Raw genomic sequence first — 11538 nt, forward strand, 5'->3', positions numbered from 1 at the left:
ATGACCGGTACCGTCGTGGACTCCCGCCCGTCCCTCCTGCGCCGGCTGCGCGACCGCGTCGGCCTCGTCGCGCTCGCCTACCTCGTGCTCTGCGTGGCCGTGCTCGTGTGGGCGGTGGTGACGATCGCGACCGACGACTCCGGCGAGGCGATGGCGCTCATCTTCCCGCTCCTCGTCACGGCCCCCGGCAGCCTCGTCGTCGCGTGGTTCGCCGGCCCGGGCGGTGGCCTCGTCTCCGTAGTGCTCGTGGGGCGGAGTGGATGCGTGAGATACAGGTCAGCGGCCGGGCCAGGTGATCGACGGCTGTTCGGAGGTGACGGTGATCTCGAACTTCTCCAACGATGGCGCTCCGGCGCCGCGCCACTGGGTGATGTGTGCCTCGACGGTGTCCCAGATGCGGGACGGCCCGTTCTGCCGGACCGTCCACCGGCCGTCGTGCTCCCACAGCACGGCCCAGGCGCCGGTGTCGACGTCGAGGAACAGGTGCTCCGTGCGGCCGCCGCGGGTGAGGCCGACGCACTGAATGCGGGGTGCGGCGAGTTGGGCGACGAACCGGGTGGTCCAGTCGTCGATCGCGTCGGCGCCGAAGACCGCTTGCCGTTCGTCGCCCTCGTCGAGGTCGGGGAGCAGTCCCAGCGGCGGCGGCAGGTGGGGCCTGGCGAGCATGAAGGAGATCTGCCCGCTGAGGAGGCGGCCGGATGCCGTGCCGTCCTCGTGGACCGTGAGCCGGGCCAGTTCGGAGGAGTACAGCCAACCGCAGAGGGCGACGAGCATGATCCCGCCGGGACGGGTCTGCTCGATCAGCTCGCGGGGGACGGTGAGGAGCCCGCAGGTGGCGATCACCCGGTCGTAGGGAGCCCCGCCCTTTTACCCGGCAAGGCCGTCGCCGACGATCAGGTCCGGGGCGAACCCGCAGTGTCCCAGGGCGGCGCGGGCGCGGAGGGACACGTCCGCGTCGACCTCGACGGAGGTCACCGCGTCGTCGCCGAGCCGGTGACACATCAGGGCGGTGGAGTAGCCGGTGCCGGTGCCGATCTCCAGGACGCGGTGGCCGGCGTCGACCTGGAGGTCCTCGAGCATGCGCACGACCAGGCCGGGCATGGTGCTGGACGAGGTGGGGGCACGCATGATCTCCCCGCGGACGTCCCCGGGCACGACGGTCCCGGCGACCTGCGTCACCAGGGAGGCATCGTCGTAACAGGCCGCCGGCCACCGCGGATCGTCCGGCATGACCGGGGCCCAGGCGGTGGGCGTCGAGCCGTCGACCTGTTGGAAGAAGCCGTCGCGCAGGAACGCGTGGCGCGGGACCGCGGACACGGCCTCCCGCCAGGGCCCGGTCCGCAGGTGGCCGCCGGCGGTCAGTCGCTCGACGAGCCGTGCCCTCAGCTCCTTGTCGTTCATGCTGTCTTCCTCTCCAGGAGATCCGCCATCGCCGCCGCCATCGGCAGCCCGGTCTCCGGTTCCAGCCACGCCCATTGCCCGGAGGGATTGCACTCCGGTTCTCCGACCGCGGTAGCCAGTTTTATGGCGTTGACCTGCTGTTTCACGTGACGTGCATGTTCGCCATGTGGCGGTGCGGTCGGATCGGGTGGCTGGCTGGACCGGTAGGCGGCTGGCGAGGGTGCCCCCGCTCCTGCGGCCGGGGGCACCAATGGCCGCGGCCTGTAGACGATCACGTTACTCCCCGGGAACTGGCCCATCCCCGGGGAGACATCCGTCCTGCGGGCAGGAGAAAAGCGTTCGCCCGGCCGGGCCGCGACGAGCCATGATCCGTACTCGTGACGACGCCAAAGCAACTCCTATTCCGGGCCGCCGCCCGCAACAACGCCGAGTGGTGCGCAGTGATGAGCCGATCGCACGGCTTGGCGGGCGAATTCGGGGAAGAGGCATGGACCGCCCCGGTCCGAACGCCGCTGTACTACCCCGACGCGGTGACGCTGGTGTCAGGGGCCGACCCGGTCGCGCTGGTGGCCCGGATCGACACCGCCGCGCCTGGCGCCTCCGTCAAGGACAGCTTCGCCGACCTCGACCTGACGGAGGCTGGCTTCCAGGTGCTGTTCGAGGCGCAGTGGATCCACCGTCCGGCGAGTGCGCCCGCCACCACGCCGGATCTCGCCTGGGACGTGGCGGGCGACCCGGACACGCTGCGCGCATGGGCGCTCGCCTGGGACGCCGGAGACGGAAATGCGGACCTCTTCCGACCCGAACTGCTCGATGACCCCGCCACGTTCGTGCTCGCCGGGCACTCCGCCGACGGCGGGGTGGTTGCCGGAGCGGTGGCGAGCCTCAGCGACCAGGTGATCGGAATCTCCAACGTCTTCGCACTCGACGGCGGCCCTGACGTGGCCTGGCCGGTCGTACTGGATGCTGTGCACTGGCTGTTCCCCACTCTGCCGGTGGTCGGCTATGAGCACGGCGATGACCTGGCGGTCGCCGTGCGCCATGGCTTCGAGCCGGTCGGCCCGCTGCGGATCTGGCTGCACGGCTGACCGGCTCCCGGGCGGCCCGAGGCGTCGTTCGGCGGCCATTATCCCGATGGGAAGGCATGACCCGAGGGTGGGGAATGTTCCTGCGGAGGAATTGCCGTTGTTGGTCGCGGGTTTGGTGCCGGTGCTGGTTCCGTGGCCGGGCATCTCCATGACCTGTCCGGCGGCGTCGAAGCAGCGGCCGGTCTGGGTGGCCGGGTCCAGCTCGACGTGGGCGTACGAGGGGGCGAAGGCCGGGTACGGCGCCATGCGGCGCAGCCCCCACGGCGCGGGGGTGCTGATGCCGTCGGGCAGCGGCGTCCCGGTGGGGAGCCGATCGGAGTGGGCGAACATGGATGCCTCCTGGTGGGCGGGAAGGGTGTGGTTTCTTTCGGGCGCCGGCCGCCTCACGGCGCTCGTGGTCAACTCGGTGGCGAGGAGCTTCACCCCCCCGTTCCGGTTCTCCTCGCCGAGCCGTACGGGCCGGCCGGGCGCCGCGCGGGGCCGGGCCGAAGCGCCTCGCGAACCGGTTCACCGGGACGGGTGGTCGTGTGGCGGTCATGTACTCACGGTTTCGCGCCGTGGCCTAGCGTGACCAGTGGTGACGCGCCGACGCGGCCCCTTCGTACGCGGCGGCACCCGGCGGTGTACGGAACGGTACGGGGAGAGGCGTGAGACATGACGACGGTGCGCGACGAAGAGGCTGGTCAGGGACAGGCGGCGGTGCCGGTACAGGGCGGCCAGGGGCAGGGGAGCGGGAGCCGCAGGCCCGGGGACGAACCGGGGGCGGGGGTCGTGACCGCGTTCGGACGGCAGTTGAAGCTGCTGCGCATCCGGGCGGGCCTGGAGCGACCGGAGTTCGGCAAGCGGACGGGCTACTCGGCTGACACGGTGGCGTCCTTCGAGCAGGGGCGGCGGATTCCGCAGGCGAGGTTCATCGAGAAGGCGGATGAGGTGTTGGGGGCTGGGGGGTTGCTCACGGCACTGAAGGAGGAAGTGGGGAAGGCTCAATATCCGGCGTTCTTCCGGGATGCGGCGCGTCTGGAAGCGGACGCGGTTGAGCTGTTCCTGTATGCGATGCAGGCGGTACCGGGACTCCTGCAGACCGAGGAGTACACCCGTGCTCTGCTCGCAATGCGGCGCCCGTTGCTGGATGAGGTGACGATCGAACAGCGTGTGACCGCACGTCTGTCGCGCCAAGAGGTCTTCGGTGACTGGCCGTCGCCGCTGACGAGCTTCGTGATCGAAGAAGCGGTGCTGCACAAGCCGTTCGGCGGTACCGAGGTGCTGAGAGGGGTCCTGGAGAACATCCTGCTGATCGGGCACAAGCGCAACGTGGAGATCCAGGTCATGCCGAATGACCGTGAGGACAACGCCGGTGTCGACGGCCCCTTCACGCTCATCACGCCGAAGAAGGGCGACCAGATCGCTTACCTGGAGGTCCAGGGGCGCAGCATCCTGGTCACTGACCGGGATGAAGTGCGAGCCATCTCGGCACGTTATGGGATCATCCGAAGCCAGGCTCTCGCCCCGAGAGAGTCCCTGGGATTTGTAGAGAAGGTGCTGGGAGAGCTATGAACACGGGTGAGTCGTTCCCTCCTTCGTCGGAGGCCACGTGGTTCAAGAGCAGTTACAGCGGTGCCGAGGGCGGTGAATGCGTCGAGATCGCCGAGGCGCACGGAGAGGTGCTGATCCGGGATTCGAAGCGAACTAGAGGTCCTGTCCTTGCCGTTGGCGCAGAGGCATGGGCCGGGTTCGTGGAGATGACCGCCGGGCGCTGACCGGCGGCGGATGTACGAACGGAGGGGCCCGGCGCGCGCCGGGCCCCTCCTTCTGTCTCAGAAGTCGTCCAGACCTTCCTCACTCCGGATCATCCGCCAGGCCGCGCGGTGAGCGCTGCGGTCCGGGTTGAACTTGAACTCGCGGGCGGCGTCGAAGTACCGCTTGCGGAGGGTGTCGATGGTGGACACGTGGTCCATCATGCTCTCCTCGAACTTCTTGTCGAAGACGATCCCGAACGAAGTTGGCCTCGTCGTTGGCGGCGGCGGCGCGGGCCTTCGGGTCCTCTTGGCCCGTCCGCCGAGCCGGCCGCGGGTGCCGGAGACCTCGAAGCGCAGCCGATTACCGCTTGCCGCGGTGGTGAGCCGGACGTGGAAGTCCCGGCCGAGGCCCTCGTCGGCCTGGACCAGCCGGGCGATCACCGGCACCCGGTTTCCGCCGGCGGACGCCAGCAGTATCAACGCCCGCCGATAACGCACCGAGCCGGTAACTGTCCCGGCACTCCCTAGTCGTCGATCGCCGCCCCGTACAGCGCGTCCGTCGGCAGGCCGCCGAACGCGCGCGGGCCGTAGTTCCAGGAGCCGGAGGTGGTCAGGCCCGAGCGGCCCGCGGAGAACACCCAGACGTAGCCGTCGTTCGTGTTCTCACCGGGTGCCGAGGCGAGCAGGCCGAAGCGGCCGTCGTTGTTCGGGTCGGTGAAGGAGACCTGGCCGCCGAACTTGTCGCCCTTCTCGACGGTGCCCGGGACCTTCGCGGTGCCCTGGTTCACGGACAGTGCGCCGGTGGACGTCATGCCCTTGGCCGAGCCGCGCAGGACCGTGACGGCGCCCGCGTCGGCGACGGCGCCGATGTCCTCGCCCGCGACACCGATCGCCACGTCCGCGTATCCGTCGCGGTTGCTGTCGCCGACGGAGAGGTCGGTGCCGAAGCCGTCGCCCCGCTCGTTCGTACCCGGCACGCCCGCCGAGTTCTGGGTCCACCACACGGGAGGGGTGCCCGGCCCTTCCCGGCCGGCCGCCCCGTCCGCACTGCCGTAGTAGACGCCGACCACGCCGCCGGTCATGTTCTCGCCGCCGTCGTCCGGGCTGTGCGGCTCGCCGGTGACCAGGTCGTCGTAGCCGTCGCGGTTGATGTCGCCGGACGCGACGACCGGGCCGCCGCGCACCGCGGTGATCGGCGGCGGCTCGTCGTTCGACGCGGTGCCGGGCAGGATGTACGACCAGCCGTGGCCCGGCTCGGCGCCCACGCTGGTGCCGGAGACGACCAGGTCGGCGAAGCCGTTGTTGTCGTAGTCGCCCGTGGTCATCGACTTGGGCCGGATGCCCGGCGCGTTGGCGGCGGAGGCCTTGCTGAGCGTCTTACGCGGGGGTGAGGTGAGCGTGGTGCGCGACTTCTGCACCGGCCGCCGCGCCTGCGCGTCCGCGCTCTTGGCGGTGGGCTGGGGGGAGGGCTCGAAGGTGTAGACCGTCAGCCCGACCGAGTCCATGACGGCGAGGGAGTCGCCGGGAGTGGTGTCGTCGAAGCGGGCCGCGGCGAGCGAGGCGCCGAACCTGCCGCCCGTGGTGAGGTCGTCGGACTGCAGCCAGTTGCCGGCCGATCCGGTGAGGCCTTTCGGCGTGCCCCACAGGACGACCGCGGCGCCCGCGTTGGCGACGGCGCCGAGGTCCTCGCCGGGGATACCGATGATCGCGTCGTCGTAGCCGTCGCCGTCGAGGTCGCCGGTGGCCAGCGACTTGCCGAAGTTGTCACCGGTCTCGGCGGCGCCGGGGACGCCCGTGGAGTTCTGGCTGAAGGCCTTGCCCCTGGTCGTGCCGATGCCCTTGGGTCCGCCGTACTGCACGGTCACCATGCCGGCGCCCTTGCGCCCGCCGACCGTCGCCCCGGGGGCGCCGATGAGCACGTCGTCGTATCCGTCGCCGTTGAAGTCGGTGTTGCGGTCGTTGGCGTGTGTTCCGCCGGGTGTTCCGGCGTAGGCGCTCGGAGCGGTCGCGATGACCGCGCCCGTCACGAGGAGAAACGATGCCGCCGCGACGGCGGCCGAGCGGTGCTTGCGCATGAACGGCTCCTTGGCTCAGGTACGACCGGCTGGCTCGGGGGCGTGGGGGGGATGTCCGGATAGGTCCGGTTCCTATGTCCAGTGCCTTGTTTGACGCCGCATGGGGCGGAAGGGTTGTACCAGAGGCATGTCTGTTTTGCCGAAGAAGATCACCTCTTCGCCGAAAAAGATCGTTTCGAGTCGGGCGCCCGGGGCGGGGCAGCCACGCACACGCGAAAGGCCAAAGCCACGCGAGGTGACTCCAGCCTTCGACGTTTGATCAGCCGACGGGAACCGCTGGTCGTTTGGCTTGATTTGTTGCCGTTCGTTGCTCTTCCTCTGGGAGGTACCGCGTGGCGACGGGCTCGTCGGCAGGCCGGCATGGGGCTGCCACAGGTGCCTGCTGGAGAGTGCGCGACCGACTGCCCGACGTCGTCTCCAGCACGGCCCACACCGTCTTGCCGGGGCCGGAGCGGCGGTCGATGACGCCCCAGTCGTCGGCCACGGCGGTGACGAGGAGGAGGCCGCGGCCGGACTCGCCGCCCGGGTCGACGACCGGCCGGTCAGCGCGGACCTGGCGGGGCTGGACTCCACCACGCTCGCCTGCCTTGCCGCCCAGCGCGTGCCGGTGGCCACGGTGACGTTCGCCGACGAACGCCTGCGTGACGACGACCTCGCGTTCGCGCTCCGTACTGCGGCCACCGTGCCGAACCTGGCCCACCATACGGTCCCCGGCGCTGCCGGCACCGTGTACTACGCGGGCCTTGACGACCTGTCCGGGCTGCCGATGACCGATGCCCCGAACGCGTACGTGGTCACCGCCTCCATCAAGCGGGCCGTCCTGGACACGGTCGTCGCCCACACCCCGGGGCCGGGGGTGCACTTCACCGGCGCGGCCGGGGACGCCGTGCTCTCCGCCCCCTCGTCGTACCTCGCGGACCTGCTGCGCGAGCGGCGCCACCACCGGGCTTTGCAGCACGCCCTCGCCCACGCCCGCCTGCGGCACACCTCCGCCTTCACCGTGCTCGCCCGCGTCCGCCCGGCCTCGCGCACCGACCTGGCCGGGGCCTGGTGGCAGACGGCCGCCGACCTGCGCCGGCCCGCGCGGGACTGGATTCCCCAGGCCCAGCGCCCGCTCGCCTGGACCCCGCTGCTGGCCTCGGCAGACTGGATGACCCACGGAGTCCGCCTGATGCTCTCCGCCGCCCTGGACGCGGCCGCGGGCACGCTCGCCGACGCGCCGGCCCGACTGGCGGAATGGTTCGACCGGCAGGACCTCGCCCGGGTCGGCGCGAACACCACTGGGTGGCGGACCCTCGCGCTCGCCGGGCACGGCATCGAGCTGGCCGCCCCGTTCCTGGACAACGAGGTGATCCGGGCCTGCCTCGCCGTCCCCGCCGACGAGCGCGGCGCTCCCGGCACGTACAAGCCGCTGCTGGGCGCGGCGTTCGCCGGCAGCGGTGTCCTGCCCGACTTCGTCCTCGCCCGCACCACCAAGGGCGGATTCAACGCTCTCGCGTACACGGGCCTGTGCGACAACGGGCCCGTCCTCAAGGACCTGCTGGGCCCGTCGTCGCAGCTCGCCGCGCTCGGGCTCGTCACCGAAGCACCGGTCGCCGACGCGCTCGCCCGGGCCGCCACCGGGCAGCCCACCGCCCAGGGCGCCCTACACCTGATGGTGGCCGCCGAGGTCTGGCTGCGGCAGCACGCCGCCTCCACCTCGCCATGGTGGGAGGAGGTGGCACCCCGTGTGGAGGCTGCGTGAGCGCACCCACCCGGTACTCACCGACGAGGGCGGCGCGATCCTCAGCGAACGCACCGGTCGCTGGTCCTACCTGACGCCGACCGCAGCGGCCGTCGTGATGCTCCTGGTCGCCTCCACCAGCGAGGAGGAGGCCGCCGACCGCCTCGCCGAGCGGTACGACATCCCCGCCGGGCAGGCCGCAGCCGACGTCCGCACGGTTGCCGTGACGCTCACCTCCCAGGGCCTCGCTCACGACGGCCCCGAACCGGCCCGGCAGTCCTGCCGCTGGTGGAAGGGGTGGCGGTCATGACCAGCATGGAGGCGTACTCCACCGTCCGTACCGGCACCTACGGTGAGCGCCTGGCTGCCGCGGTCGGCCTCGCGCTCGCCCTGACGCTGCTGCGGCTGCCGTTCCGGCACACGGTCTCCGCCGCCCGCCTCGCCCGCCGCCTCGGCCGGCGTGAGCTCGATTCTGCCCGGTCCGAGGCCCTCGTCGGCGCCGTACGGCACACAGCCCGCTGGTGGCCCGGGCGGGCCGCCTGCATGGAGACCTCCCTAGGCGCCGTGCTCGCCGCCGCCCTGCTCGGGTGCCGCCTCGACTGGTGCCTGGGAGTTCGCTTCGCCCCGCCGCCGGTGGAGTACCACGCCTGGGCCGAACTGCCCGGACACGGACCCGTGGGCGAGTACACCGCCGCCGGCTGGCACCACCACACCGCGCTGACGATCTGACCCGCCAACGAACCGCCGGGAGCGTGTCCTTCACCCGCCCGGAGCGGTTGTCGCATACGAGTGCCCTTACGTCCCTCGAAGGAGTGAGCAGTGACCGCCGTCGCCGATGTCGCCCGAGCCGTCCCCGAACGCCACTACACCCACCACGACGGCCGCGGCGCCACCCCGCACCGCTCCAACCCGGTCGTGATTCACCGCGAGATCACCACGCTCGACGTCCAGGAGGGCATGAACGTCGTCGAGTTCGGCACCGGCTCCGGCTACTCCGGCGCCCTGCTCTCCGAGCTGGTCGGCAACTCCGGCCACGTCACCAGCCTGGACATCGACGCTTACCTGGTGCGGTGGGCGGGCCTGATCCACAGCGAGCGCGGCGTGCACAACATCCGCTGCCACGTCGCCGACGGCACCGCCGGTTTTTCGGGGCGGGCCCCGTACGATCGGATGGTGGCCTGGTGCACCCCGCCCCTGCTGCCCGAGGCATGGGTGGACCAGGTCGCCGACGACGGCCTGATCGTCGCCCCGCTGCCCATCGCGGCCGTGCCCAACATGACCGTCGTCGCCAAGATCCGCGTACGCGAGGGCGAGCCGGCCGTCGAGGCGGTGTTCACCGGCGGCTACATCGAGGCGACGACCTTGCCGAAGGACAACCTGGACCTCCCGGGCCGGTGGGTGGACTGGGAGAACCGAGTGCCCGGCCCCTCATGGATCTCCATCGCCTGGCGCGACGCGGACGACCACGGGAACACCGGCGCCCGCACCGCGCTCACCCGGCTGACCAAGGACGCGCACACCGAGCCGTACGAGGGAGGCCGGCTCGACTGGCCGTCCTGGCGGACGTTCGCCGCCGCCCAGGCCGACCCGCAGCTCACCATGGCAGGGCTGAGCCCCGGCCTGTGGGCCATCGGGCACTCCACCGCCTCCACAGCCGCCGTCCTCCAGCAGGACGGCCAGATCCTCGCCGACCGCCCCGACTCCCCGTCCCTCGCCGTCCTGCGCGACTGGCTGACCGCGTGGGAGTCCGCCGGCCGCCCCGCCCCCGAGGCCTACACCCTCACCCTGACCCGCGGCGCGGAAGGGTGGGACCTGCGGCTGACCCGGTAAGACCGGCAGCCCTACGAACTCAAGGCACCCGGACGGGGAGCGTGACGGCCCCCGTTCGGGCGCCTTGGTGTGTGTTCACCGCCCCCGACCTCGTAGCAACCAAGGCATGGGCTCACGGACTCGAATCCCACGACTCGACAGGTCAGGAGCAGGGCTTCGGTAAAGGGGCCGGCGGTGTTGGGCTCGCTGCCAGCAGCGACGCTTGTACGGCAGGGTGTTGTACGGGGGAGGGCGGGGCGTCCGTACGCGGTATGGGGGAAGCGGCCCCGAAGTGGTGCGAAAGCAACGGTGCGTGTCCATAGAGTGAGCCGGGAGTGACGGTCGGGTGCCTGCGGCGGGACGACGCGCGGGCGCCTCTGTACAGGTGGGTGAGGTGAGGTCACCGGTGACGGCTCACAGTGAGGGCGAGACGGGCATCCTCCGGTGTTTCGGGCAGCAGTTGCGGCTGCTGCGGACGAGCCGGGGGCTGACACGGGCAGAGCTGGGTGCGAAGCTCAGTTACGGCGAGGACATGGTCGCCTCGGTGGAGTTGGGGCGGCGCATCCCGAAACCGGAGTTCATCGACCGGGCGGACGTGGTGCTGGAGGCCGGTGGGCTGTTGGCGGTGATGAAGGAGGAGGTGGCACGGGCGCGGTACCCGGCGTTCTTCCGGGATGCGGCGAAGTTGGAGGCGGAGGCGGTCGAGCTGCATGTGTATGCCAACCAGGCGGTGCCGGGGTTGTTGCAGACGGAGGAGTACGCGCGGGCGGTGTTCGGGGTGTTACGGCCCCCGCTGGATGACGTGATCGTCAATGAGCGGGTTGCCGCAAGGCTGGCGCGACAGGAGATCTTTCACCGCAAGCCACCTCCGCTGATGAGCTTCGTCATCGATGAGTCTGTGCTGCGCCGTCCAATCGGCGGACGTGACGTGCTGCGAGGGCAACTGGAGCAGGTGTTGCTCGTCAGTCACATGCGGCACGTCGAAGTACAGATCATGCCGCTGAACCGTGATGAGAACGCAGGGATGGCCGGTCCGTTCACCTTGATCGAGACGAAGGGAGAGCGCAGGATCGCGTACGTGGAGGTGCAGAACGTCAGCCGGGTGCACAGTGATCGGGAATCGGTACGGGCGCTGGAAGCCAAGTACGGAACGCTGCGTGCCCAGGCGCTGACGCCTCGCGAATCGTTCGCGTACGTCGAGAAGTTGTTGGGAGAGCTGTGAGCATCGACAAAGAAGTGTCAGGAGCGAATACCCGCCTGCGCTGGTTCAAGAGCAGCTACAGCAGTGAGGAAGGCGGGGAGTGCGTCGAGGTTGCCATCAACAGCATCGCCGTCCATGTGCGTGACTCGAAGCAGGCGCTGGAGTACAGGCCTGTGCTGACGGTTGGGCCGGTGGCGTGGTCGGCCCTGCTCGACGCGATGTGAGCTTGCCGCTCCACGGTTGGTAGTGGAAGGCATGCGGTGGCTCCCGAGGTCGGCGCTTCTCTCAACGAAGCGCCGACCTGTGCTATGAGGAGCGGCACTCAGGCCTCACGGCTCCCAGGCGGAGTCCAGCGTCCAGCGGCGATCTCCTTGTCCAAGTGAGCTTGGAAGTGCGCGTGTGCGGCCCGCATTTCGGCCTCGCGGTTCGCCTTGTAGAAGGGGGGCGGTGTCATAGCCTCGAAGCAACAGTGCAGGTGAGAAGGGTTGCTCGTGGCAGTGCGGAG

General features: G+C 70.6%; 11 protein-coding genes and 4 pseudogenes. 10 read left to right on the top strand and 5 right to left on the bottom strand.

Annotation, left to right across the window (positions count from 1 at the left end):
- A pseudogene (locus ACFPZI_RS21660) lies at window positions 1-219 on the top strand (SCO4225 family membrane protein); the annotation flags it as partial.
- Window positions 220-276: 57 nt separating this feature from the next.
- Here ACFPZI_RS21660 and tgmC read toward each other — a convergent pair.
- Both tgmC and ACFPZI_RS21670 read right to left on the bottom strand, forming a co-directional pair.
- A pseudogene (gene tgmC / locus ACFPZI_RS21665) lies at window positions 277-1401 on the bottom strand (ATP-grasp peptide maturase system methyltransferase).
- Window positions 1398-1496, bottom strand: a pseudogene (locus tag ACFPZI_RS21670) (ATP-grasp ribosomal peptide maturase); the annotation flags it as partial. The pseudogenes ACFPZI_RS21670 and tgmC, both read right to left, overlap by 4 nt.
- Before the next feature lie 282 nt (window positions 1497-1778).
- Between ACFPZI_RS21670 and ACFPZI_RS21675 the strand changes: the two are divergent.
- Entirely contained in the window at window positions 1779-2489 is a 711-nt protein-coding gene (locus ACFPZI_RS21675) for a hypothetical protein (RefSeq protein ID WP_381365409.1), read from the top strand.
- Window positions 2490-2564: 75 nt separating this feature from the next.
- On the opposite strand, the pseudogene tgmA reads toward ACFPZI_RS21675, so the two are convergent.
- Window positions 2565-2819, bottom strand: a pseudogene (gene tgmA / locus ACFPZI_RS21680) (putative ATP-grasp-modified RiPP); the annotation flags it as partial.
- Window positions 2820-3143: 324 nt separating this feature from the next.
- On the opposite strand from tgmA, the gene ACFPZI_RS21685 reads away from it, so the two are divergent.
- Both ACFPZI_RS21685 and ACFPZI_RS21690 read left to right on the top strand, forming a co-directional pair.
- Window positions 3144-4043, top strand: a complete 900-nt coding sequence (locus ACFPZI_RS21685) for a helix-turn-helix domain-containing protein (protein WP_381365412.1) — start codon at window positions 3144-3146, stop codon at window positions 4041-4043.
- On the top strand, window positions 4040-4246 hold the full coding sequence (locus tag ACFPZI_RS21690; protein WP_381365415.1) for a DUF397 domain-containing protein: 207 nt from the start codon (window positions 4040-4042) through the stop codon (window positions 4244-4246). The genes ACFPZI_RS21685 and ACFPZI_RS21690 overlap by 4 nt, the downstream gene beginning before the upstream one ends.
- A gap of 57 nt (window positions 4247-4303) precedes the next feature.
- Here ACFPZI_RS21690 and ACFPZI_RS21695 read toward each other — a convergent pair whose 3' ends face one another.
- Window positions 4304-4723: a hypothetical protein gene (locus ACFPZI_RS21695; protein ID WP_381365418.1), complete on the bottom strand. Its 420-nt coding sequence runs from the start codon at window positions 4721-4723 to the stop codon at window positions 4304-4306.
- A 26-nt stretch (window positions 4724-4749) separates the two neighbouring features.
- Window positions 4750-6300, bottom strand: a complete 1551-nt coding sequence (locus ACFPZI_RS21700; RefSeq protein WP_381365420.1) for an esterase — start codon at window positions 6298-6300, stop codon at window positions 4750-4752.
- Window positions 6301-6607: 307 nt separating this feature from the next.
- Here ACFPZI_RS21700 and ACFPZI_RS21705 point away from each other — a divergent pair, with 307 nt between their 5' ends.
- The 6 genes from ACFPZI_RS21705 to ACFPZI_RS21730 all read left to right on the top strand — a co-directional run bounded on the left by ACFPZI_RS21705 (window position 6608) and on the right by ACFPZI_RS21730 (window position 11257).
- Complete coding sequence (locus ACFPZI_RS21705) at window positions 6608-8044, top strand: asparagine synthase-related protein (protein ID WP_381365423.1); 1437 nt, start codon at window positions 6608-6610, stop codon at window positions 8042-8044.
- Window positions 8028-8333 carry a PqqD family protein gene (locus ACFPZI_RS21710; RefSeq protein WP_381365426.1) on the top strand — a complete coding sequence of 102 codons (306 nt, stop codon included), beginning with the start codon at window positions 8028-8030 and terminating at the stop codon, window positions 8331-8333. Before ACFPZI_RS21705 ends, ACFPZI_RS21710 begins: the two co-directional genes overlap by 17 nt.
- On the top strand, window positions 8330-8752 hold the full coding sequence (locus tag ACFPZI_RS21715) for a lasso peptide biosynthesis B2 protein (RefSeq protein WP_381365429.1): 423 nt from the start codon (window positions 8330-8332) through the stop codon (window positions 8750-8752). The genes ACFPZI_RS21710 and ACFPZI_RS21715 overlap by 4 nt, the downstream gene beginning before the upstream one ends.
- Window positions 8753-8842: 90 nt before the next feature.
- Window positions 8843-9853 carry a protein-L-isoaspartate O-methyltransferase gene (locus tag ACFPZI_RS21720; RefSeq protein WP_381365431.1) on the top strand — a complete coding sequence of 337 codons (1011 nt, stop codon included), beginning with the start codon at window positions 8843-8845 and terminating at the stop codon, window positions 9851-9853.
- Between the two features lie 385 nt (window positions 9854-10238).
- Window positions 10239-11054 carry a helix-turn-helix domain-containing protein gene (locus ACFPZI_RS21725; RefSeq protein WP_381365434.1) on the top strand — a complete coding sequence of 272 codons (816 nt, stop codon included), beginning with the start codon at window positions 10239-10241 and terminating at the stop codon, window positions 11052-11054.
- The gene (locus ACFPZI_RS21730) at window positions 11051-11257 is read left to right on the top strand and encodes a DUF397 domain-containing protein (protein ID WP_381365437.1); all 207 of its coding nucleotides are present in this window, start codon (window positions 11051-11053) and stop codon (window positions 11255-11257) included. Before ACFPZI_RS21725 ends, ACFPZI_RS21730 begins: the two co-directional genes overlap by 4 nt.
- Window positions 11258-11538 lie beyond the last annotated feature (281 nt).

The sequence above is a fragment of the Streptomyces chlorus genome (assembly GCF_042655885.1).
Lineage (GTDB): Bacteria > Actinomycetota > Actinomycetes > Streptomycetales > Streptomycetaceae > Streptomyces > Streptomyces chlorus.